General features: G+C 46.1%; 21 protein-coding genes, 1 pseudogene and 3 riboswitches. Of the genes and pseudogenes, 11 read left to right on the forward strand and 11 right to left on the reverse strand.

The window, feature by feature from the left end:
- Positions 1–71 precede the first annotated feature (71 nt).
- From V756_RS0102165 to V756_RS0102205, 9 genes and pseudogenes are all read left to right on the forward strand, one after another.
- Positions 72–545, forward strand: coding sequence for a CcdC protein domain-containing protein (locus V756_RS0102165; protein WP_024713210.1), 474 nt, complete (start codon positions 72–74; stop codon positions 543–545).
- A 17-nt stretch (positions 546–562) separates the two neighbouring features.
- Positions 563–1,783 (forward strand): sensor histidine kinase, encoded by a 1,221-nt coding sequence (locus V756_RS0102170; RefSeq protein ID WP_024713211.1) that lies wholly within the window; start codon positions 563–565, stop codon positions 1,781–1,783.
- Positions 1,770–2,426, forward strand: coding sequence for a two-component system response regulator YxJL (gene yxjL / locus V756_RS0102175; protein ID WP_024713212.1), 657 nt, complete (start codon positions 1,770–1,772; stop codon positions 2,424–2,426). The genes V756_RS0102170 and yxjL overlap by 14 nt, the downstream gene beginning before the upstream one ends.
- Positions 2,427–2,475: 49 nt before the next feature.
- Positions 2,476–3,708 carry a peptidase T gene (gene pepT / locus V756_RS0102180; RefSeq protein WP_024713213.1) on the forward strand — a complete coding sequence of 411 codons (1,233 nt, stop codon included), beginning with the start codon at positions 2,476–2,478 and terminating at the stop codon, positions 3,706–3,708.
- A gap of 103 nt (positions 3,709–3,811) precedes the next feature.
- Positions 3,812–3,940: a hypothetical protein gene (locus V756_RS1000000124230; RefSeq protein WP_032681614.1), complete on the forward strand. Its 129-nt coding sequence runs from the start codon at positions 3,812–3,814 to the stop codon at positions 3,938–3,940.
- Positions 3,941–4,214: 274 nt separating this feature from the next.
- Positions 4,215–4,493: pseudogene (locus V756_RS1000000124235) on the forward strand (hypothetical protein).
- A 133-nt stretch (positions 4,494–4,626) separates the two neighbouring features.
- A complete protein-coding gene (locus V756_RS0102195; protein WP_024713214.1) occupies positions 4,627–5,115 on the forward strand; it encodes an LURP-one-related/scramblase family protein in 489 nt (162 codons plus the stop codon).
- A gap of 66 nt (positions 5,116–5,181) precedes the next feature.
- A riboswitch (SAM riboswitch) is annotated at positions 5,182–5,270 on the forward strand.
- Positions 5,271–5,352: 82 nt separating this feature from the next.
- Positions 5,353–6,486 carry a 5-methyltetrahydropteroyltriglutamate--homocysteine S-methyltransferase gene (locus tag V756_RS0102200; protein WP_024713215.1) on the forward strand — a complete coding sequence of 378 codons (1,134 nt, stop codon included), beginning with the start codon at positions 5,353–5,355 and terminating at the stop codon, positions 6,484–6,486.
- Between the two features lie 69 nt (positions 6,487–6,555).
- Positions 6,556–6,662: riboswitch (SAM riboswitch) on the forward strand.
- A gap of 77 nt (positions 6,663–6,739) precedes the next feature.
- Positions 6,740–7,876, forward strand: a complete 1,137-nt coding sequence (locus V756_RS0102205) for a 5-methyltetrahydropteroyltriglutamate--homocysteine S-methyltransferase (RefSeq protein ID WP_024713216.1) — start codon at positions 6,740–6,742, stop codon at positions 7,874–7,876.
- 50 nt (positions 7,877–7,926) lie between these two features.
- On the opposite strand, the gene V756_RS0102210 is transcribed toward V756_RS0102205, so the two are convergent.
- The 5 genes from V756_RS0102210 to V756_RS0102230 all read right to left on the reverse strand — a co-directional run bounded on the left by V756_RS0102210 (position 7,927) and on the right by V756_RS0102230 (position 12,538).
- Positions 7,927–8,700 (reverse strand): 3-hydroxybutyrate dehydrogenase, encoded by a 774-nt coding sequence (locus tag V756_RS0102210; RefSeq protein WP_024713217.1) that lies wholly within the window; start codon positions 8,698–8,700, stop codon positions 7,927–7,929.
- Between the two features lie 16 nt (positions 8,701–8,716).
- Positions 8,717–9,373 (reverse strand): CoA transferase subunit B, encoded by a 657-nt coding sequence (locus V756_RS0102215; RefSeq protein ID WP_024713218.1) that lies wholly within the window; start codon positions 9,371–9,373, stop codon positions 8,717–8,719.
- A complete protein-coding gene (locus V756_RS0102220; RefSeq protein ID WP_024713219.1) occupies positions 9,370–10,086 on the reverse strand; it encodes a CoA transferase subunit A in 717 nt (238 codons plus the stop codon). The genes V756_RS0102215 and V756_RS0102220 overlap by 4 nt, the downstream gene beginning before the upstream one ends.
- A 22-nt stretch (positions 10,087–10,108) precedes the next feature.
- Entirely contained in the window at positions 10,109–11,527 is a 1,419-nt protein-coding gene (locus V756_RS0102225; RefSeq protein ID WP_024713220.1) for a GntP family permease, read from the reverse strand.
- Between the two features lie 150 nt (positions 11,528–11,677).
- On the reverse strand, positions 11,678–12,538 hold the full coding sequence (locus V756_RS0102230; RefSeq protein ID WP_024713221.1) for a putative RNA methyltransferase: 861 nt from the start codon (positions 12,536–12,538) through the stop codon (positions 11,678–11,680).
- 391 nt (positions 12,539–12,929) lie between these two features.
- Positions 12,930–13,031, forward strand: a riboswitch (purine riboswitch).
- Between the two features lie 127 nt (positions 13,032–13,158).
- Here V756_RS0102230 and V756_RS0102235 point away from each other — a divergent pair.
- Positions 13,159–14,352, forward strand: coding sequence for a NupC/NupG family nucleoside CNT transporter (locus tag V756_RS0102235; protein ID WP_024713222.1), 1,194 nt, complete (start codon positions 13,159–13,161; stop codon positions 14,350–14,352).
- A gap of 42 nt (positions 14,353–14,394) precedes the next feature.
- Here V756_RS0102235 and V756_RS0102240 read toward each other — a convergent pair whose 3' ends face one another.
- The 3 genes from V756_RS0102240 to V756_RS0102250 form a co-directional block, all read right to left on the reverse strand.
- Positions 14,395–15,066 carry a DUF3298 and DUF4163 domain-containing protein gene (locus tag V756_RS0102240; protein WP_024713223.1) on the reverse strand — a complete coding sequence of 224 codons (672 nt, stop codon included), beginning with the start codon at positions 15,064–15,066 and terminating at the stop codon, positions 14,395–14,397.
- Between the two features lie 131 nt (positions 15,067–15,197).
- Positions 15,198–15,500, reverse strand: coding sequence for a protein YxiS (gene yxiS / locus V756_RS0102245; protein ID WP_024713224.1), 303 nt, complete (start codon positions 15,498–15,500; stop codon positions 15,198–15,200).
- Positions 15,501–15,549: 49 nt separating this feature from the next.
- Positions 15,550–17,610 (reverse strand): catalase, encoded by a 2,061-nt coding sequence (locus V756_RS0102250; protein WP_024713225.1) that lies wholly within the window; start codon positions 17,608–17,610, stop codon positions 15,550–15,552.
- 196 nt (positions 17,611–17,806) lie between these two features.
- Here V756_RS0102250 and citH point away from each other — a divergent pair, with 196 nt between their 5' ends.
- Complete coding sequence (gene citH, locus V756_RS0102255) at positions 17,807–19,087, forward strand: citrate transporter CitH (RefSeq protein ID WP_024713226.1); 1,281 nt, start codon at positions 17,807–17,809, stop codon at positions 19,085–19,087.
- Between the two features lie 57 nt (positions 19,088–19,144).
- On the opposite strand, the gene V756_RS0102260 is transcribed toward citH, so the two are convergent.
- The 3 genes from V756_RS0102260 to licT all read right to left on the reverse strand — a co-directional run bounded on the left by V756_RS0102260 (position 19,145) and on the right by licT (position 21,586).
- A complete protein-coding gene (locus V756_RS0102260; RefSeq protein WP_024713227.1) occupies positions 19,145–20,251 on the reverse strand; it encodes a hypothetical protein in 1,107 nt (368 codons plus the stop codon).
- Positions 20,252–20,403: 152 nt separating this feature from the next.
- On the reverse strand, positions 20,404–20,460 hold the full coding sequence (locus V756_RS1000000124785) for a hypothetical protein (protein WP_373683397.1): 57 nt from the start codon (positions 20,458–20,460) through the stop codon (positions 20,404–20,406).
- A gap of 292 nt (positions 20,461–20,752) precedes the next feature.
- On the reverse strand, positions 20,753–21,586 hold the full coding sequence (licT, locus tag V756_RS0102270) for a BglG family transcription antiterminator LicT (protein WP_024713228.1): 834 nt from the start codon (positions 21,584–21,586) through the stop codon (positions 20,753–20,755).
- Positions 21,587–21,680: the final 94 nt, after the last annotated feature.

Raw genomic sequence — 21,680 nt, forward strand, 5'->3', positions numbered from 1 at the left:
AAAATCAATCTGCCGGTTGACGTTTTCTTTCGTGATATTCGCTATGCTTAATGCAGAAAGGATTTGATGACATGGCGATGAGCCCATATATTTTTATTGTCTTTATTCTTATTATTTTCTCGATGTACCGGGAAAGAACCGTGAGACCCGGAAAATTGCTGATCATTCCGCTGTTGCTGTTATGGGGCGTATCAGCATCATTTCAGCCGGCGTATTTTCATTCAGCTTTACACGTTGCGGTCAGCGGCCTTTTATTACTGATCGGGCTGGCCTGCGGGTTTGGCATCGGAAAGATGGTAAACGTGCGGCTTCACCCGGAAACCGGAAAGGTCACTTCACGCGGCTCCCTTGGAAGTGTTATCCTCATTCTAGTGATACTTTCTTTGCGGATGGCTGCGAGAGTATGGCTGCCTGAGAGCAATGAGATTTTTATTTCCATTATTCATTCTATGTTCTTCATTCCCCTCGGCACCATCACAGCCCGCAACATCATGCTTTACAAAGAATACAGACGGCTGACCGCTGGCAAAGTATCGATTCAATAACTGAAAGAAGGACCAGCATGAACCGACAATCTCCGGCCCGGCACTACAAGAAGCTTGTGCCGAGCCTTATTCTCATTTTGAATTGCATACAATTTTTATCTCACCCAGCTAAAGCTGATCCCATTTTGTTAGCGTTTGTGTTTGCGGTATACTTAGCATTTATTTGGATCATTCCCTATGTGGCATCCGTTTCTGTCAATCTGTGCATATTTATCGGGCTTTGGCTCCTGACCGTTTTCCTTTGGGCTGTTTCCGGCCAGGAGCAGGGAGCCGCCTTTTTCTTAATTATATTTTTAATGGTTTATGCGGCTATAAAGCTTCCAACACGCCTGTCCTTGATCTGTACGGTGTTCCTAATTGGCGGCAACGTTTTCTTTCTGCACTTCATTTTTGACAGCAGCTGGGACGATATCGTTAGCAATATCTCAATCATGGTCGGACTGTACGTCTTTTTCTCCTCCATGCGTTTCAGGCGAGAAGCAAGAAGAGAGGCTGAACGGAATCATGCTGAATTGGCGAAAATGCACGTGAAGCTGGAGCAGGCGCATGAAGAACTCCAGAAAGCGCACGCAGAGCTGCAGGAGGCTTCTGTTCTTTCTTTAAGGTACGCAGTCCTTGAGGAGCGCACAAGAATTGCCCGCGACATTCATGACAGCATCGGCCATGAGCTGACTTCTGTGATTGTTCAGCTTCAATCTCTTCCCTATATTCTGAAAAGCAGCAAGGAGGATTCAGAAAAAGTCATTCAAAATGTACTGAATGTCGCCAGAGAATGCCTTCAAGAAGTACGGTCTGTCGTTCACCAAATGGGCAGAAGCGAATCGATGGTCGGTCTTACCGCTTTGCGGGGGCTTATTCATCAAGTGGAGGAACGGAGCGGTTTGCACGTTTCTTTAGACACTGCCGGCCTGTCCGAAGAGTATTGGCCTCAAAATGTAAGCGAAACGATCTACCGCATCTTACAGGAAGCGCTGACCAATATCATTCGTCACGCTCACGCTTCTCATGCGGCTGCCGTTATATCTAACGACGAGACCCATCTCTATGTCACAATCACCGACAACGGACAATTCACCGGTAATCTGACTTATGGATTTGGCCTGACAGGAATGAAAGAGCGCGCTGAAAAAGCAGGCGGTTTCCTGTCTCTCTGCGCCGTACAGCCGAGCGGCCTGCAAATTGAGCTGGTATTGCCGCTCGCCACAACGAAGAAGGAGCAAAAAGATGAACAAAGATAAAATACTCGTCGCACTTGCCGATGATCAGCCGCTTGTGCGCGAAGGCTTTCGCTATATCATCAATGCACAGCCGGATATGACGGTTTCCGGTGAGGCCGGCGACGGTCACGGCATCATTGCACTGGCAAAGCAAACAACACCTGACGTCATCCTAATGGATGTCCAAATGCCGCATTGCTCAGGCATCGAAGCGGCGAAAGACATTATGAACGCACTTCCGGATACAAAAATTGTCATTTTAACGACCTTTGATACAGAAGAATATGTGTTTGAAGGTATCCGCGCGGGTGCGGTCGGCTATCTGCTGAAGGACACACTTCCTGAAGAATTAATAGACGCCATCCGCGCCGCGGCCAGAGGCGAAGCGATTTTTCGTACAGCCACAGCGGCTAAAATTATCAGCGAGACATTTCGCTCGAAGCAGCAGACTCAAGCCGAAGAACCGGCAGATCCGTTTACTAAAAGAGAACTTGAAGTTCTTCAGCAAATGGCCTACGGGCTGAGAAATGAAGACATTGCTGAAAAACTTTTCGTCAGCGAAAGCACCGTGAAAACCCACGTGCACCGCATCCTGCAAAAATGCAATGCCCAAGACCGGACACAGGCAGTCGTTTTTGCCATTCGAAACGGCATTGTGCAATAGAATTCTCTCAACCCGCCATGATAAAATAAGACAAAGGAGATGATTGGAAATGAAAGAAGAAATCATTGAACGTTTTACTACATACGTAAAAGTCGACACGCAGTCCGATGAATCCGTTGACACCTGCCCTTCCACACCCGGCCAATTGACGTTAGGAAACATGCTCGTTGATGAATTGAAATCAATCGGCATGCAGGACGCAGCCATTGATGAAAACGGCTATGTCATGGCGACTCTTCCCTCCAATACTGAAAAAGACGTGCCAACTATCGGCTTTCTCGCCCACGTCGACACCGCCACAGACTTTACCGGCAAAAACGTGAATCCGCAAATCGTTGAAAGCTACGATGGAAAAGACATCGTACTCAATGAACAGCTGCAGGTTATCCTGTCGCCTGATCAGTTCCCTGAGCTGTCCGGCTATAAAGGCCACACACTCATCACCACAGACGGCACCACCCTTCTCGGCGCAGATAATAAAGCCGGTATCGCTGAAATCATGACAGCCATGGATTACCTCATCAAACACCCTGAAATCAAACACGGCACGATCAGAGTCGCCTTTACGCCTGATGAAGAAATCGGAAGAGGGCCGCACAAATTTGATGTGAAACGGTTCAATGCGTCCTTTGCCTACACAGTTGACGGCGGCCCGCTCGGCGAGCTTGAATACGAAAGCTTCAATGCCGCTGCCGCAAAAATCACGATCAAAGGCAACAACGTACATCCCGGCACAGCAAAAGGCAAAATGATCAACTCTGCGAAAATCGCAATGAAGCTGAACAGCCTGCTGCCGGCAGACGAAGCACCCGAATATACAGAAGGCTACGAAGGCTTCTATCATCTGCTGTCAATTCAAGGCGATGTAGAGGAAACAAAACTGCACTATATTATCAGAGACTTTGACAAAGAAAACTTCCAAAACAGAAAAGAAACAATGAAGCGCGTCGTTGAAGAGCTTCAAAACGAATACGGGCAAGACCGGATTCAGCATGATATGAACGATCAATATTACAACATGAGAGAGAAAATCGAACCTGTCATCGAAATCGTCAATATTGCCAAGCAAGCGATGGAAAACCTCGGCATCGAAGCGAAGATTTCTCCAATCCGCGGCGGCACGGACGGGTCTCAGCTGTCCTACATGGGACTCCCGACGCCAAACATCTTTACAGGCGGGGAAAACTTCCACGGCAAATTTGAATACATCTCCGCCGATAACATGGTCAAAGCCGTAAATGTTATCGTTGAGATCGCAAAGCTGTTTGAAGAACAGGCATAATGCCGAAAGCCAGTCCAAAAAGGACTGGCTTTTTTGTGTGAAAACGAAACATTTTGAACGCCTCCTCCGTAAAACAAGTATCAACGGATAAGGAGGAAAAACAATGACAAAACATGCGATAGCTGCAAAAAGTCTATTGAAAAAATGGATCATCACCAGGCCGTTTAGAATGCAAAAGAAATCGAGCCCATTTCAAAAAATCAGAAAAATGTTCAAACGCATCTTCAGATAAAACATTCAAATCCTCAAAACATAATCCGCATTCTCTTGTACCGCCCAAATGCTCCGTAATTTGGGTTTTTTGTGTTCAATTCCGCAAAATGGGGTATAAACCAAACAAGAAAGAAAACGAAACCTAAAAACAGGAAATTCGAATTACGATAATTTAGGTTAAAAGTTATATAAAGGAATTTATTTTATCGTCGATAGTAACTATAGAACCAATCATCAACAAGAACAATCACCATAATGCAAGACTATTTTCAGGTCAACAGGTTAGACTGTTTTTGAGGGGCAGTTATTTATTTTTTATTGATTTGGAATTTTTTGAATACTTTTCGATAATTTAACCGTACAATAGAGAATACCAAAACTTTTTTTGGGAGGTATGTAAAATGATCCTATTTATTATCATCGCATTATGCGGCTATCTTCTTTTTTCTTTCAGCAAGGATAATCGCCGCAAACCGCAAAAGACAAGCCCTCTGCCAGCAGCCGCACCTCATCACAACAACCTAATCGACCTTGACGCCATCCGCCAAAAACGCCGGATGCATCTATCCTAGTTCATATATCAAACGAAAAGGCTGCTGAATAACGCAGCCTTTTCATTTTGGAAACTTAGATTTGGAACTTGAAACCTTTTTGCCCCCTATTCGTAATCTTTTATAAGGGCAAATTCAAAAGGAGACTTCAGCCATGATCGATTTATTTATGAAACAAAAAATGTTCTCATTTAAAGATACATTTCATATTTATGACCGGGATGAACAAGAGCACTTCAAAGTCGAAGGGCGGTTCTTTTCGTTAGGGGACTCATTACAATTGACAGATTCATCGGGGAAAACGCTCGTTTCCATTGAACAAAAAGTGATGTCATTTCTGCCGCGATATGTGATTTCAATTGACGGGAAAACGGTTTGTGAGGTGACGAAGAAATTAGCGTTTTTCAAACCGAAATTTGAGATTTCCGGGCTTAACTGGGAAATTGACGGGGACCTGTGGAAGAATGAATTCCAGCTGACTGACGGGGAAAATGTCCGGATGTCGGTGAGCAAGAAATGGCTCAGCTGGGGTGATTCCTATCATCTGCAGATTGCAAACGAAGAAGATGTGCTGATTTGCACAGCCATCGCTATCGTGCTGGATATGGTCTTATATGACGATGATGATGAGAGTCTTTTCTAAAAAAGAGTTGACAATTGATCAAAAAGTAATAATATTAAGATAATTGAAATCTGAATATGAAGATGTACCTTATCAAGAGAGGTGGAGGGACTGGCCCTATGATACCCGGCAACCGCTGTTTCAAACAGAATGGTGCTAAATCCTGCAGATGAGGCGGAGATTTGATCGTTCAAGCTCTTCCTTACATAAAGGGAGAGCTTTTTTATGCTTACACATTTGAGAAAAGAGGCGAATGACATGGCTGAACAAACAAGTCTTACAGGACAAAAAACAGAAAAACAACACAAAGCTCCTTTCCGCGCTGATCATGTCGGCAGTTTACTGCGCTCCGCTCCGGTGAAAGAAGCCCGGCAGAAGCAAGCGGCCGGCGAGATCACTGCGGAACAGCTTCGTGAGGTCGAAAATCAAGAAATCAGCCGCATTGTGGAAAAACAAAAAGAAATCGGTCTCGAGGTGGTAACAGATGGGGAATTCCGCCGCTCTTGGTGGCATTATGACTTTTTGGAAGGGCTAGACGGAGTGGAACCGTTCATTCCGGCTGAAGGGATTCAGTTCCATAACGCGAAAACAAAAGCACGAAGCATCAAAGTGACGGGAAAACTTGATTTTACGAACCACCCTGCGCTTGCTGATTTTCAATTTTTACATGAGATTGCCGGCGATGCGACACCAAAGCTGACAATTCCGAGCCCGAATATGCTGTTTTTCGGTAAAAAGGCTGATAAAGCGATTTATGACGACCAAGAGGAATACTTTCATGATCTGGCCCAAGCGTACAAAAAGGCAATCAAAGCCTTTTATGACGCCGGATGCCGCTATCTTCAGCTTGATGATACGTCATGGTCTCTCTTCTTTGAGGAAAAAGGCAGAGAGGTTGTTCGGGCGCTCGGCGGCGATCCAGAAACATTGCCTGGCTTGTTCGCCAAAACGATTAACGATGCAGTGGCAGACCGGCCTGATGATTTAGCAATCACGATGCACATTTGCCGCGGGAACTTCCGTTCAACTTGGGCGGCATCAGGAGGCTACGACGCTGTAGCGGAAACGATTTTGGACGGCTTAGACCTGGACGGCCTGTTCTTGGAATACGATGATGACCGCTCAGGAAATTTTGATCCGCTTCGTTTCGTAAAACGCAAGGATCTGCAAATAGTTCTCGGCTTAATTACATCAAAATACGGCGAGCTTGAAGATCCTGAAAATGTGAAACGCCGAATCAATGAAGCGGCGCGCTTTGTCAGCCTTGATCAGCTTTGCCTCAGCCCGCAGTGCGGTTTCGCCTCTACAGAAGAAGGAAATCTTTTGACAGAGGAGCAGCAATGGGCGAAGCTCCGCCATGTCATCGACATCGCCAGCGACGTGTGGAGATAATCTATCATTGACAGATAGATAAAATGTGTGAATAATAGATACTATCAGAAAATTTCATAAAAAAGGTTTTCCTTATCAAGAGAGGTGGAGGGACTGGCCCTGCGATACCCGGCAACCGCTGTTTAACAGAATGGTGCTAAATCCTTTAGAGCAATGATTGCTCTTGAAGATAAGGTTGAGATTGTCACACAAGCTCTTCCTTATCCAAAGGAAGAGCTTTTTTATATTTGAATGGAAAGAAGGAATGGACAACATGTCACAACAAACAACACCCGCAGAACAAAAATCACTTCAAAGAAAAAAACCGCCGTTTCGCGCGGATCAAGTTGGAAGCTTGCTGAGATCTGAGCCCGTCAAAAAAGCGCGGCTTCAAAAAGCGGCCGGTGAAATGACGGCTGAGCAGCTTCGCCAAATCGAAAACGATGAAATCATCCGCATTGTGGAAAAACAGAAGGAAACCGGCCTGAACGTCGTAACAGACGGTGAATTCCGCAGAGCGTGGTGGCACTTTGATTTTCTGGAAAACCTGGATGGCGTTGAGCCGTTTATTCCTGAGCAGGGCATTCAATTCCATAACGTACAAACAAAAGCACGCGGCATTAAAATCACAGGTGATATCGACTTTTCAACTCACCCAATGCTTGAAGATTACTCATTTCTCCATGGCATTGCGGGGGATGCGACACCAAAAATGACGATCCCAAGCCCGAATATGCTGTTTTTCCGTGGAAAACTGGAAAAGGGTGCGTACAAAAACGACTATCAGCTTTTCCAGCATGATGTATCTAAAGCATATAAAAAAGCGATTCAAGCGTTTTATGACAGAGGCTGCCGCTACCTCCAGCTTGATGATACGGCATGGGCTGTTTTCTTATCAGAAAAAGGCTTAAAACAAATCGAAGCGTTCGGAACAACGCCTGACGAGCTTCGACAGCTGTTTGCGAAATCAATTAACGACGCGATTGCAGACCGTCCGGATGACTTGACGGTAACCATGCATATTTGCCGCGGCAACTTCCAGTCCACTTGGACAGCGGAAGGCGGCTATGACGCAGCTGCTGAAACCATTTTTGACGGCTTGAATCTGGACGGGCTTTTCCTGGAGTATGATGATTCACGCTCAGGCGGATTTGAACCGCTCCGTTATGTGAAGCGCTCTGATCTTCAGCTTGTCCTTGGCTTAGTGACATCTAAATTCGGCGAGCTTGAACATCCGGACGACGTAAAACGCCGTATCGAAGAAGCGTCCCGTTATGTGAACTTAGATCAGCTTTGCCTCAGCCCTCAATGCGGATTCGCTTCAACTGAGGAAGGCAACAAGCTGACAGAAGAACAGCAATGGGCGAAACTCCGCCATGTGGTTGAGATCGCTAACGATGTTTGGAAATAAGCAAAGAAAAAACACACTGGACTCCCTGGCGGAGCAGGTGTGTTTTTTTGTCACTGGGCGGTGTAGCCGCCATCTAGAACGACAGCCTGCCCGGTAACGCCCTTCGCTTTTTCGCTTGCCAAAAACACGGCATAATCCGCAATTTCCTTGACGGAAAGCAGCCGTTTTTGCGGCACAAGCGGAAAAATGACCTGTTCAAGTACCGCGTCGTACGGGACATTTCTCGTTTTCGAAAGATCGCTCAGCTGATTGCGGACAAGCTGTGTATCGACATAACCCGGACAGAGCGCGTTGACTGTAATGCCGTGGGGCGCGCCTTCCAGCGCCCCGACCTTTGTCAGCCCGATGACGCCGTGCTTGGCGCTATTATAAGCGGATTTCCCCGCAAAGCCGACTAAGCCATTAACAGACGCGATATTGATGATTCTGCCAAACTGCTGTTTTTTCATGATTGGAAAGACATGCTTCATCGCGATAAATGGAGCCGTCAGCATGACCTTGATCAGCTGTTCAAAGGTTTCTGTCGGAAACTCTTCTATTGGGGCGACGTGCTGAATACCGGCATTGTTCACCAAAGTATCCAAGCGGCCGTATCGTTTCCGGATGCCATCCACCGTCTCAGCGACTTGCGCTTCCTTTGTTACATCACACGGAATGGCGGCTGCGTCAAAACCTTCTTCGGCAAGCTTGGAAGCGGCCTCTTCACATGCTTTCTGGTGAAGATCCGAAACGATGACGCTGGCGCCTTCACGGGCGAATTCTCTTGCGGTTTCGAATCCGATTCCGCCGGCTGCCCCAGTGACCAAGGCGACCTTGTTTTTCATGCCAAACACCTCCCCATTAAGAATTTTGCTTGAGCACAGACTGGTTTACAGCGAAATCAGCCTCTGTTTTTTCATAAACTTCTTCAATTGTGACGCCTTCCTGAAGCTCTGTCAGTGTCATGCGGCCGTTATCAAAATCAAACACTGCCAAATCTGTAATCAGCCTGTGCACCACTTTCTGTCCTGTCAGCGGAAGGGAGCATGTTTTCTTTACCTTTGACTCGCCATGCTTATTGACATGCTCCATGATGACAACAATCCGTTTCGCTCCATTGACGAGATCCATGGCACCGCCCATCCCTTTGACCATTTTGCCGGGGATCATCCAATTGGCCAAATCACCCTGCTCAGAAACCTCCATGCCGCCAAGGATAGCCAAATCGATATGCCCGCCTCTTATCATCGCGAATGATTCAGCGCTGTCAAAATAAGAAGCGCCCGTCATTTCAGTGATCGTTTCCTTTCCCGCGTTGATCAAATCCGCGTCTTCCGTTCCCTCCACAGGATACGGGCCGATTCCGAGCAAACCGTTTTCTGATTGAAGCATGACGTGAACGCCATCGGGTATTTCATTTGCGACAAGCGTTGGCATTCCAATCCCAAGATTGACGTTCATGCCATCCTTGATTTCTTGTACGGCCCGTTTCACCATTCGTTTTCTCGCTTCCTTCATTTCGCCTCACCCTTTCCCGAAGCTTGCCGAACTGTCCGTTTTTCAATCCGCTTTTCATGGCTCGCGCCAAGCACGACATGCTGTACGTAAATTCCCGGCGTATGGATGTGATCTGGGTCGAGCTCTCCCGCTTCCACAATTTCTTCCGCTTCGGCAATGGTGATCTTGCCTGCCATGGCGGCAACGGGATTGAAATTTCTCGCCGTTTTACGAAAAACCAAATTTCCCATGGTATCCGCTTTCCACGCTTTGACGATCGCCACGTCGCCGATGATGCCTCGCTCCAGCACATATGGCCGGCCTTCGAACGTCTTGTGTTCTTTTCCCTTGGCTATTGAGGTGCCGACCCCTGTCGCCGTGTAAAACCCGGGTATGCCCGCGCCGCCGGCACGAATCCTCTCGGCGAGCGTTCCTTGGGGAACAAGCTCGACTTCAAGCTCTCCGCTTAAAAACTGCCGTTCAAAAATTTTATTTTCACCGACATAGGATGCGATCATTTTCTTGATTTGCTTATTAGCCAAAAGCAAACCAAGCCCCCAGTCATCGACTCCGCAATTGTTGCTGACAACGGTTAAATCCTTTGCTCCCTGATCTCTTATCGCCAAAATGAGCTGGTCAGGAATGCCGCACAACCCGAATCCTCCGGCAATCAGCGTATCCCCGTCGTGAATCAGTTCCGCAGCTTCCTTACTTGATGACAGTACTTTTCCCATATTAACGCCCCTTCGTTTTCTTTTATACAAGACCCGTCAGACTGTAAACTGCGATCACAGCAAATACGGCAGCCGTTTTAATGAGTGTGATCGCAAAAATATCCCGATATGATTGCCGGTGAGTCAGTCCCGTCACAGCCAGAAGCGTGATGACAGCTCCATTGTGCGGCAGCGTATCCATGCCGCCCGATGCCATCGAAATGACCCGATGCATGACTTCCGGCGGAATGTTGTAAGCCTGAATCGCCTGCAAGAATTGATCCGACATCGCGCTTAACGCAATGCCCATACCCCCTGAAGCCGACCCGGTGATTCCAGCCAGCGCCGTTGTCGTGACGGCCCCGTTTACAAGCGGGTCGGTAAAGGTGTGCGAAATGCCGCTGCTTAGCTTTTGAAATCCCGGCAGCGCGGCGATAACGCCGCCGAAACCGTATTCTGCACCGGTATTCATGGATGCCAGCAAGGCGCCGCCGATCCCTTCATTCAGCCCCTCCTTCATTTGGGCAAACACTCTTCTCCAATCAAATAAAATTGTTGTGATGATGCCAATGATCAAAGCCAGCTCCACCGACCAAATGGCAGCCGCCGCTGAAAGATCAAGCTTGCCAAACTCCTTTAATCCGATCGACGAAAAATCAAATCCATTCGGATACCACTTAGGAAGGTATATAGTGAAACATTTATTCATTGCACCTACGAGTATTAGCGGGACAAAAGCAAGCGCATGCTGAAGCGGGCTTTTGTCAGGTTCGGCCGCGAGCTCGGACGTCTCACGAGTGACCGGACGCTCCGAATCATAACCGCCGTAGCCTTCGCCGGATGACTGCGCTTTTTTTCGCCTCGATTCCAAATAAAGCATGCCTGCTGCCAGCACGATCACTGCGCCGATCAAGCCGAGCCAAGGAGCGGCATAAATGTCTGTTTTGAAAAACGCCGTCGGGATGACATTTTGAATTTGCGGCGTCCCCGGAAGTGCATCCATCGTAAACGTAAAAGCCCCTAAAGCAATCGTTCCCGGGATGAGGCGTTTCGGTATATTTGCTTCTCGGAACAGATTTTTCGCAAAAGGATATACGGCAAACACGACAACAAACAGGCTGACGCCGCTGTACGTCAAGATCGCGCCCATCAGCACAATGGCGAGTATCGCTCTTTTCGCCCCGACAAGCTTGACAATCGTTTTCGCAATCGATGCCGCAAGACCGGACATTTCAACAACCTTTCCAAAAATCGCCCCAAGCAAAAATACCGGAAAATACAGCTTAATAAACCCCGCCATCTTCTCCATAAAAATTGAGGAGAAAAAAGGAAGCACATGGCTTGGATCTGTCAACAGCACCGCGAACAACGCGCACAGCGGCGCAAACAAAATGACAGAAAAACCCCGATACGCCGTAAACATCAGCAGGCCTAACGCTAATAGAATGATGATCAGTTCCACATACATCCCCCGTTCCCACGAAATAGAAAGCGTTTGCAAAAACCTGTCCGCATCGGCTTTTCCGTCCCCTTTTCATATGTACGGAAAAAGGGGGCCAACTATTCCGATAAAAAAAGGAAAGCTCCTATTTTCGGAGCTTTCCTCTGTCATTCATCTCGTGCCCATCAGGATATCAACATCAACCGTCATTTCGGCTGATGTCATCTCTTTCAGCAGGCTGACTCTTTCTGCCGGCGCCGACCAGGCGAGCGGCGTCATCTTCAGCAGCCAATGGATCGCTTGCCGGTTAAGCATTTTGGCATAGCGCACCCTCACACGGCGGCTGTTTCCCACATTCGCTGTAAAACGCTCAACAGCTGCCGCATTGGAATACGTGCGCCTTGGTGAATCAGTATATAAAAATTGCCTTAATTCTATTAAGTAATCTCTTCGGGGCACTACTTTTACGAGCATGCCATCATCCTTCAGCAGCCTATGAAACTCTGCGTAATTGGACGGTGAAAAAATTGACAGGACAACATCAAATTGATGGTCAAGAAAGGGAGCACGCGCCACATCGGCAACCGCCCACATTTGATCTTTGTATGTCTTAGAAGCTTTTACAATCCCATCCTTCGAAAGATCGATGCCGGCTCCTGCGGCTGTTTTCCCTGCATAATCAAAGCCGCAAAGCGCGTTCAAATGAGAACCCTCACCGCATCCGCTATCCAAGATCGTGAATGTCTCTTGGCTAGATTTTGGGGGACTGATGAGATCTGCAATCGCATGATGGAGCGGATCAAAAAATTTGTATTCGCCAATCAGTCTGCTTCTCGCTTCAAAAAGCCCGGCATCGTAACCCGTTTTGACCGGTTTCGTCAGGAAGTTCACGTATCCGTGCCGAGATCTATCAAATGTGTGCCCTCGTTCTGTACAAATCAAGCTTTTTCCTGAATCCGCATCCATGGAAGAACCGCAAAGCGGGCATCGAAACATGAGCGCGAATTGGCTGACATCAGTTGTTCGTTTCATGACAAAAAACACCTCATTCACTCATTTTTAGATAAATGAAAAAGGCATAGACAAATAAACCTGGGCCTTTCACCAAAATTGGCCAGGTCTGGCAGATTGTCTATACCTGTCATTATCTAAAACGAATGAATTGGATAATCATGAAAATAGCTCCCTTTTTTGTTGTATGGGGTTTCCCCATTTTCATGATACAACAAACCTCAGGGAGCTGAAACCAAATATTGAAGAGGCTAACAGCACTGCAATGCTGTTAGCCTCTTCAACATCATATCAACATAGCTATCCAGCATGTTTTCCCTTTACTTTCTGATTTCAAAATATAAATTTTATTATTGTGAAAATAGTTAAAAAGGTTGATTTTCAAAAAGTGAAAGGATAAAATACTGCTATCATCTTAGAAAAATGACATTCTTGTATATGATCAGTAATATGGTCTGATTGTTTCTACCTAGTAACCGTAAAAAACTAGACTACAAGAAAGTTTGAATAAATTTGAACGAGTTGAAAAGGACAAGTTCTTTTCTGTTTGCTCTTATTTTTCACACTTTCTGAACTTCCAGAATTTGTGAAAAATAAGAGCTTTTTTTGTTTCCTAAATAAATCTCATAGGAGTTGCTATCATGTACTTTTTATTAAACCTTGTCGGTCTCATTGTGATTATGGCAGTAGTATTCCTATGTTCTCCGCAGAAAAAGAAAATCAAGTGGCGCCCGATCATGACGTTAATTGTTCTGGAATTGCTGATTACTTGGTTTATGCTGGGAACAAAAGTCGGGAGCTGGGCCATCGGAAAAATCGGTGATTTCTTCACTTGGCTGATTGCTTGCGCCAGTGACGGTATCGCGTTTGCCTTCCCGTCAGTCATGGCGAATGAAACAGTAGACTTTTTCTTTAGTGCACTTCTTCCAATTATCTTTATCGTCACATTTTTTGATATTTTAACCTATTTCGGTATTCTGCCTTGGCTGATTGATAAAATCGGATGGGTGATTTCAAAGGCTTCCCGCCTGCCGAAATTAGAAAGCTTTTTCTCTATTCAAATGATGTTCCTTGGAAACACAGAAGCGCTTGCGGTCATCCGCCAGCAGCTTACGGTCTTAAACAACAACCGTCTGCTTACATTCGGCTTAATGAGCATGAGCAGCATCAGCGGTTCCATTATTGGATCTTACCTGTCAATGGTGCCGGCGACATATGTGTTTACAGCGATTCCTTTGAACTGCTTAAACGCGCTGATTATCGCAAACCTGCTGAACCCTGTTCACGTGCCGGAGGATGAAGATATCATCTATACACCGCCTAAAGAAGAGAAGAAAGACTTTTTCTCTACGATTTCTAACAGTATGCTTGTCGGCATGAACATGGTTATCGTTATTTTGGCCATGGTGATCGGATATGTAGCATTAACCTCGGCGGTCAACGGCATTCTTGGCATTTTCATGCACGGTCTGACCATCCAGACGATTTTTGCTTATCTCTTCAGTCCGTTCGCCTTCCTGCTCGGGCTGCCGGTACATGATGCGATGTATGTTGCTCAGCTGATGGGAATGAAATTGGCGACGAACGAGTTTGTTGCAATGCTTGACTTGAAAAACAATCTTGCATCACTTCAGCCTCACACAGTTGCGGTTGCGACGACATTCCTGACGTCATTTGCCAACTTCAGTACGGTCGGCATGATTTACGGAACATACAACTCGATCCTTGACGGCGAAAAGTCAACAGTCATCGGGAAAAACGTATGGAAGCTCCTCGTCAGCGGAATCGCGGTATCTTTACTAAGTGCTGCGATTGTCGGCCTGTTTGTGTGGTAGACATATTGAGCCATATCCTTAAAAGGGATATGGCTCTTTTCGTTATTGATAGATAGAGGAAGGCACCTGTACATCCCGGATTCCGGCTACATAGGGTCCCAAATCATACTGGCCGAAAACGATGGCGATCCCGTTTTTCGTAAAGGAAAACATTGTGTCTTTGTTAAGGACAATATCTTCTTTCTTTACATCAGGGAAAAACAGCTCATCGTGTTTTTTGATATAGCTGTACAGATAGTCTTTCGTTTTGCTGACTTTTGTTTTGGTGTTCAGTATCTGATTCAGCGTCACCCGCTTTTGTGCTTTCAAATCATAGTTGAAGGAGTGGACAGACGTTAAACCGTGGGCGCCGCCTGAATAGACATAATTGAGTGTTTGAATGCTGAGCTTGCCCGCCGCATTGTATTTGACGATGTAGGAGGTTTGGTATTCCGTTTTGAAGCCCTGCTGTTCGCCTGCTTTTTTGTTTTTCAGGTATTCCTGATACGATTGTTCAATGTAGGCTGTCAGCTCTTGATTGATGTTCTTTTCAAACGCGGCATTCCCGATGTGGTGCACCTGTGGATACTTTAATTCCTTGATCTTTTTGTACGTATGGCTGCTGACAGTCGGTGTTTTCGCTTGAACCGCTTTAGTGAAAGGGGCCGCATATGCAAATACAGAAAAAAGCAAAACCGCAATCCCCGCGGCTTTCAGCATGTGATTCCATTTCATACGATCTCCTCCTTTGATGTCGTTGTTTATCATTCCCTTTTTTAAGCAAGGTACACTTTTATAGACTGGTCAAATCAAAAGATGTTGCTAGGTCTAACAGCTCAATTTTTTTCAAAAAAAAAAAGAGACAATTAATGTCTCTTTTGCTGATTACGTTCAGAAATCGCTTCGTGAACCGCTTGAGCCAAATCTGTATTTCCGAACATCTCCAACACCCCAATGACAGCCTGGTCTGGAATATGTTCTGCTTCATGTTTCGGCACCACGAGATCGTCCATGGTTTTTTTCAAGCTTTCATTGAGCTTTTGCTGCGGATACGCTTTGCCATACAGCTCCAGCGGATCAAGATCATGGTTCACGCACCATTGGGCAAACACCAAAATCATCATATTTTCATCGCGTTCGTAAGCTTCAGCGAGCTGTTTTTCGTTCATTTGTCATGCTCCTTATGAAAAGTATCTTTCTTTAAGATACAGGAGCTGATCAAATTCGTCTATCCCAATGGCGGTGAGCGGCTACCGCCTCGATAAACGACTTGCTGAAGGCGGTGTAGTCCGCTTCACCTTTCGCAGTTACAATTCCCGGTCCCTCTGTTGTCCCGACAGCGGTTTGAAGAAGGTCAACGCCTTCATTTGCCGCGCCGACCGCCTTATAGTGATTGTAGGCTTCACTGATAAACGCCATCGCTTGTTTGTTGTCTTTTAACTCTGGTCCTCCTGCGACATAGACGGCATCATACAGAACAGAATCAGCCGTCAGGAACGTGCCGCCGGCTTCAAGCTGCTGTCCGGTGCCGCTTGTGATGTACCCCAGAGTTTGGCTGATGATATCCGCTGTGACCCCTTCCTGCTTTAAGGCGTCCAGCACGGTTTGCAGCTCTTTTTCATCAAATCCATTTCCTGCGAGAACGGCGACTTTTCTCGTTGCCGCGGAATTCACTGTACGGGCTTGGCTTAACGCATGAGAGGTGAGAATTTCTTTAGATTCTTTCCGTTTTGCCGGCGGCGCCACGCCTACCCCTTTGGCGATTTCTTCTGCTAAGCCTGCATCGACATTACTGAAGACGTCAACGACCTGCCGCTGCACGTCCTTGCTTTTGACCTTCCCGACCTCGAAGCAGAAAGCAGAAATAATGTGCTGCTTCTCCACAGGAGACATGCTGTTCCAGAACAGCTTCGCCTGTGAGTAATAATCGTTGAAGCTGTCACTCCGCTGGCGGATTTTTTTGCCCTCCACTTTTTCCTGATAGTGGACATAGCCGCCTTCTTCGGCTGTCGCAGGCGACGGATCATTGTTTTGTAAAGAGTTCTTATGATAAGCGACCGGTCCCTTATTGATCGTCATTCGGTGATAGCCGTCATACTGGTTGTTATGAAACGGACATACCGGCCGGTTAATCGGAAGCTCATGGAAGTTCGGGCCGCCAAGACGAATCAGCTGTGTATCCGTATAAGAGAAAAGCCGTCCCTGCAGAAGCGGATCATTTGTAAAATCGATGCCCGGCACGACATTTCCCGGGTGGAATGCGACTTGTTCTGTTTCCGCAAACACATTGTCCTGATTGCGGTTCAGCGTCATTTTCCCAATGATTTTCACCGGTACAAGCTCTTCCGGCCACAGCTTGGTCGGGTCAAGAATATCAAAATCAAATTTGAATTCATCTTCTTCATCTATCATTTGCACACCAAGCTCATATTCAACCGTGCCGCCGTTTTCAATCGTTTCCCACAGGTCGCGGCGGTGAAAATCGGGATCTTTCCCGGCAATTTTCTGCGCTTCATCCCATACGAGAGAATGCACGCCGAGAACCGGCTTCCAGTGGAATTTCACGAAACGCGCCTTTCCTTGTTCATTGACAAAACGGAAGGTATGAACGCCGAAGCCTTCCATCATTCTGTAGCTGCGAGGGATGCCTCTGTCGGACATCGTCCACATCACCATGTGAGCGGACTCAGGATTATTGGCGACAAAATCCCAAAACGTATCGTGGGCGGTCGCGGCCTGCGGCATTTCATTGTGTGGTTCAGGCTTAAACGCGTGAACCAAATCCGGGAATTTGATCGCGTCTTGAATGAAAAACACCGGAATGTTATTTCCCACTAGATCATAGTTTCCTTCTTCCGTATAAAATTTCGTCGCAAAGCCTCTGGCGTCCCGCACCGTGTCGGCGGAGCCTTTAGAGCCCGCGACCGTCGAAAAGCGGACAAATACCGGCGTCTTCACAGAAGGGTCCTGAAGAAATTTGGCTCGTGTATATTCGGTCATCGGCTCGTAAACCTGAAAAAAGCCATGCACGCCGTACCCGCGCGCATGCACAACACGCTCCGGAATCCGTTCATGGTCAAAGTGCGTCATTTTCTCCCGGAAGTGAAAATCCTCCATCAGTGTCGGGCCGCGAACCCCGGCTTTTAACGAGTGCTCATCCTCTGACACCCTCAAGCCTTGGTTTGTCGTCATTTTCTTCCCGCTGTTATCCACCCTGTACTGCTCAAGCTGCTCGTCCTTTGAGTGTTCATTTACACGTTTGTTTTCATCATTACTCATGTCTGTTCCCCCTTTTTAAAACGAAACATTTTACAGACCTTTACCCGCAGCATGCTTCATATAAACCGCGAATCCGCTCAATAGGATTTTAGGTCTACAAATCAGGATGAGGTCATACATATTTGAAATAAGCCTTCTTCTCAGAAATGAATATCGGAAGCGCTTACTAAAAATGTTAAATGGGGGAGGTCATATCGTGCTTGCCATACTCGGTTTTGTGATGATCATTGTTTTTATGTACCTTATTATGTCTAACCGGCTTTCCGCTCTTATTGCTTTGATTGTCGTTCCTGTTGTGTTTGCCCTGATCAGCGGCTTTGGCAAAGGTCTCGGCGAGATGATGATTCAGGGCGTTACAGACCTCGCTCCTACCGGGATCATGCTGTTATTCGCCATCCTTTATTTCGGCATTATGATTGACTCAGGTTTGTTTGATCCTCTCATCGCCAAAATCCTATCACTTGTCAAAGGAGATCCGTTAAAAATCGCTGTCGGCACAGCGGTTCTGACGATGACCATTTCGCTGGACGGAGATGGGACAACAACCTATATGATGACCATCGCGGCGATGCTGCCTCTTTACAAACGGCTCGGCATGAACCGTTTGGTATTAGCAGGAATTGCGATGCTCGGTTCGGGCGTCATGAATATTATTCCGTGGGGCGGGCCGACGGCAAGGGTTTTGGCTTCCTTAAAATTGGACACATCGGAGGTCTTCACACCGCTGATTCCCGCCATGGCTGCGGGTGTTCTCTGGGTAATCGCCGTTGCTTATATCCTCGGAAAAAAAGAGCGGAAGCGTCTCGGTATCATTTCGCTTGATCACGCGCCGTCCTCTGACCCGGATGCAGCGCCGCTCAAGCGTCCCGCTCTCCAATGGTTTAACCTGCTGCTCACTGTCGCTCTGATGGCCGCGCTGATCACCAGCCTGCTCCCGCTTCCTGTTCTTTTTATGACCGCGTTCGCCATCGCCTTGATGGTCAACTATCCAAATGTCAAAGAGCAGCAGAAACGGATCTCTGCGCATGCGGGAAACGCGTTAAACGTTGTGTCCATGGTATTTGCGGCCGGCATATTCACAGGCATTCTCTCCGGTACAAAAATGGTGGATGCAATGGCGCATTCTCTCGTCTCTCTCATTCCTGATGCCATGGGTCCGCACCTGCCGCTAATCACAGCCATCGTTAGTATGCCGTTCACCTTTTTCATGTCGAATGACGCCTTTTACTTCGGTGTCCTTCCCATCATCGCAGAAGCGGCCTCCGCTTACGGAATAGACGCCGCTGAAATCGGAAGGGCCTCTTTGCTGGGCCAGCCGGTGCATCTGCTCAGCCCGCTTGTGCCTTCCACCTATCTATTGGTCGGAATGGCGGGTGTCAGCTTTGGCGACCATCAAAAATTCACCATCAAATGGGCTGTGGGGACAACGATTGTCATGACAATTGCGGCGCTGTTGATTGGGATTATTTCATTCTAATGAGAAAAGGATTTCCGCTGGCGGAAATCCTTTTGTGCTGTATCATTTTAAAATATTTTATTGAATATACGAAATGACTGGCAAGCTTTCAACGCCTGATGCATAGTAATAATTCAAAACGCTGAAAAAGTCGATTGCTTTGCCGGTTTTTACATCAACGATTAAAATATGATCACCATAGTTTTGATCATCTGCATCGAGTCTTCTAGGTGTTTTTTTGCCTAACGTATCTAGAAAAGAGTCATTGTAACCTACCCCTGTTCGATACGCTGATACATGATGCATAAACAGAGTCCCTGTATCTAAATAAACCATCACTGCCGAATTTGAACTCGCATAACTTGAACGATAAGTCACAGGATCAGAAACGCTTTTCACTTTCACAGAAGAAATAGAATGGGTGCGCTGATTATATCCGTCGCCATATGAAAAATAATATACTCTTTCCCAACTTAATGAAGATGTTTTTGTGCTGGTATTGTATAACAATGTCCCGTTTGCATAGACAGAGCCGTCTGCGTACTCAGCAACAAAGGATTGCAGATTAGAGGTAATCGACTTTACATTTGTGTAATTTGAAGGGTTTTTTGCATTTAACTGAATGTTGTATGAATCGCCCATCGTTCCTTCAGAATAAACCCGAATCATATAATCACCGGCCGGAAGCTCTTTTAAAAGCACTAAGTTCCCCGCATCCATTGTAATATTAGTCGGCTGCGCTTCACCCGTATCCCAATTGACAACATACAGCTTTAAATAGTACTGACTGTTGCCAGACAAAATCCGTGTGATCAGAGTTCGATCTGACGAAGTGCTGAAGAAATACATATCGTCAGGGTTATTTTCGTTTAGAACAGATGAAGTTTCAAATACTTGGTCTTCGGAGTTGTACGTGGAAGTGGTTTTAAAAACATTCTCATTGGCAGGCTTTTTCACTTTTATTGTTTTTGCTTTTTTATCCTTTTTAAGGCTTCCCGCATCCGCTTGCTTTAAAGAAGGATCCTCAATTTCCTTATGATTTTTCAACGTTTCCTGCTGCTTCATAATCGCTTTCTCTTTTGGCACATTTTGCGCTGCAGCAGCATTTGAGTTCAGACAAAAGCTAAAGCCCACAATCAAAACAATACACAAAAAGGGTAATGAAAATATTTTTTTGTTTTTCATATACAAACTCCTTCCAGATTTTATACGTTATATATCGGCAGGATGCTTTAAATCGTTTACATTTATGACTCAATGTTCATAATTTGTATATTTTTAACTAATCCTTCTGCGTTTCACCGCTTGAGGCAATCAGCTCTTTATACCAATAAAAGCTATTCTTCACGTACATGAAGCCGCAGGCGTGTCGCACAATGTACAAAAGAACGCACATTTTCTTCCTCTCTGACCAGCTGCAGTATGTTTTGCAACTGCTTGAATCCCCATTTTTCTGCTAAAAAACTAAAAACCTAAACTATCCTAATTGCAATAGGAACAAGCTGTTTAGGTTTTTTCTGTAAAACGCCACCATCCCTCTGAAAAAATTAAAAACCTAAATTACCATCAGCACAGACATAGATCCTCCGCACTCATTGTAATGTAGGTTTTGCCTGCTTATCAGTAACAATCCTAAGATCATCGTGAATGCAGGAAAAAACCAAAACAAAAATGTCAACGTTTTCATTATACTTGTCTGACGACCCTTTCTATGTGAATCGTTATATACAGCAGCTCGTCACTGGTAAGCTTGTGTTCATACTCCTGCTCAATGTAGGTTTGGATTTTCTTCGTGCACTCATACGCGCGATGGTACTTTTCTTTCACTGTCTCCAGCAAAAAATCGTCCTGGCTTTCTATATGTGTGCCGTTAAACAGACGCTGCGCAAAAAACTTTAAGTGGGTGATAAACCGATAATAGTGAAGAGATTCTTCGTTGAATTCAATCTTAAAATGGTATTTTACGATACTCAAAATCTCTTGCATGACTTTTGTAATGTTGATGATATTGGGCATCTCTTCATTGAGTTCGGCATTTACGATATGCAGGGCAATAAAGCCGGCTTCATCCTCCGGCAGCGACACACCAGTCTTGTTTTTTACCATTTCCAGCGCTTCTTTTCCGATCGCAAATTCGTCTTTGTACAGCCGCTTTGTTTCCCACAGCAAGGCGTTTTTGATATCAAGCCCTTTCTGGCTGCGCTGGATGGCAAAGTTAATATGATCGGTCAGCGACACGTAGATGCTGTCGTTGAGCTTTTTGCCGAACTGAAGTTTCGCATAGCTGATAATCTCTTCGGATACTTCCATACACTCGATCGGGATATCATACAAAAGAGTTTTGAATTTTTCTGATACATCCTTGTTGTCGAGTGTGAATACCTTCTCAATGCGGGCCTCTTCGACATCATCGCCGGACTTTTTCTGGAACGCGAGCCCCCTGCCCATGATGACCAATTCTTTTCCCTGTTCATTGACCACGCTGATCACATTATTGTTGATCACCTTCGCAATTTTCATGGCATATCCCTCCAATCAACTAAGAACAGACTACACCTTGATTGTACATTCTTTTTGTACTAGGTCAATATCATCAGAGAAAGACGGGAACTGG

Source organism: Bacillus tequilensis KCTC 13622 (assembly GCF_000507145.1).
Taxonomy (GTDB): Bacteria; Bacillota; Bacilli; order Bacillales; family Bacillaceae; genus Bacillus; species Bacillus tequilensis.

Excerpts from the sequence above, each read along its gene's own strand:
- yxjL (WP_024713212.1), top strand. The coding sequence starts at position 1,770 with ATGAACAAAGATAAAATACTCGTCGCACTTGCCGATGATCAGCCGCTT.
- V756_RS1000000124230 (WP_032681614.1), top strand. The coding sequence starts at position 3,812 with ATGACAAAACATGCGATAGCTGCAAAAAGTCTATTGAAAAAATGGATC.
- V756_RS0102200 (WP_024713215.1), top strand. The coding sequence starts at position 5,353 with ATGGCTGAACAAACAAGTCTTACAGGACAAAAAACAGAAAAACAACAC.
- V756_RS0102235 (WP_024713222.1), top strand. The coding sequence starts at position 13,159 with ATGTACTTTTTATTAAACCTTGTCGGTCTCATTGTGATTATGGCAGTA.
- V756_RS0102260 (WP_024713227.1), bottom strand. The coding sequence starts at position 20,251 with ATGAAAAACAAAAAAATATTTTCATTACCCTTTTTGTGTATTGTTTTG.
- V756_RS0102230 (WP_024713221.1), bottom strand. The coding sequence starts at position 12,538 with ATGAAACGAACAACTGATGTCAGCCAATTCGCGCTCATGTTTCGATGC.
- V756_RS0102240 (WP_024713223.1), bottom strand. The coding sequence starts at position 15,066 with ATGAAATGGAATCACATGCTGAAAGCCGCGGGGATTGCGGTTTTGCTT.
- V756_RS0102215 (WP_024713218.1), bottom strand. The coding sequence starts at position 9,373 with ATGAAGGAAGCGAGAAAACGAATGGTGAAACGGGCCGTACAAGAAATC.
- V756_RS0102195 (WP_024713214.1), top strand. The coding sequence starts at position 4,627 with ATGATCGATTTATTTATGAAACAAAAAATGTTCTCATTTAAAGATACA.
- V756_RS0102170 (WP_024713211.1), top strand. The coding sequence starts at position 563 with ATGAACCGACAATCTCCGGCCCGGCACTACAAGAAGCTTGTGCCGAGC.
- V756_RS0102210 (WP_024713217.1), bottom strand. The coding sequence starts at position 8,700 with ATGAAAAACAAGGTCGCCTTGGTCACTGGGGCAGCCGGCGGAATCGGA.
- licT (WP_024713228.1), bottom strand. The coding sequence starts at position 21,586 with ATGAAAATTGCGAAGGTGATCAACAATAATGTGATCAGCGTGGTCAAT.
- V756_RS0102165 (WP_024713210.1), top strand. The coding sequence starts at position 72 with ATGGCGATGAGCCCATATATTTTTATTGTCTTTATTCTTATTATTTTC.
- V756_RS0102220 (WP_024713219.1), bottom strand. The coding sequence starts at position 10,086 with ATGGGAAAAGTACTGTCATCAAGTAAGGAAGCTGCGGAACTGATTCAC.
- V756_RS0102250 (WP_024713225.1), bottom strand. The coding sequence starts at position 17,610 with ATGAGTAATGATGAAAACAAACGTGTAAATGAACACTCAAAGGACGAG.
- yxiS (WP_024713224.1), bottom strand. The coding sequence starts at position 15,500 with ATGAACGAAAAACAGCTCGCTGAAGCTTACGAACGCGATGAAAATATG.
- V756_RS0102205 (WP_024713216.1), top strand. The coding sequence starts at position 6,740 with ATGTCACAACAAACAACACCCGCAGAACAAAAATCACTTCAAAGAAAA.
- pepT (WP_024713213.1), top strand. The coding sequence starts at position 2,476 with ATGAAAGAAGAAATCATTGAACGTTTTACTACATACGTAAAAGTCGAC.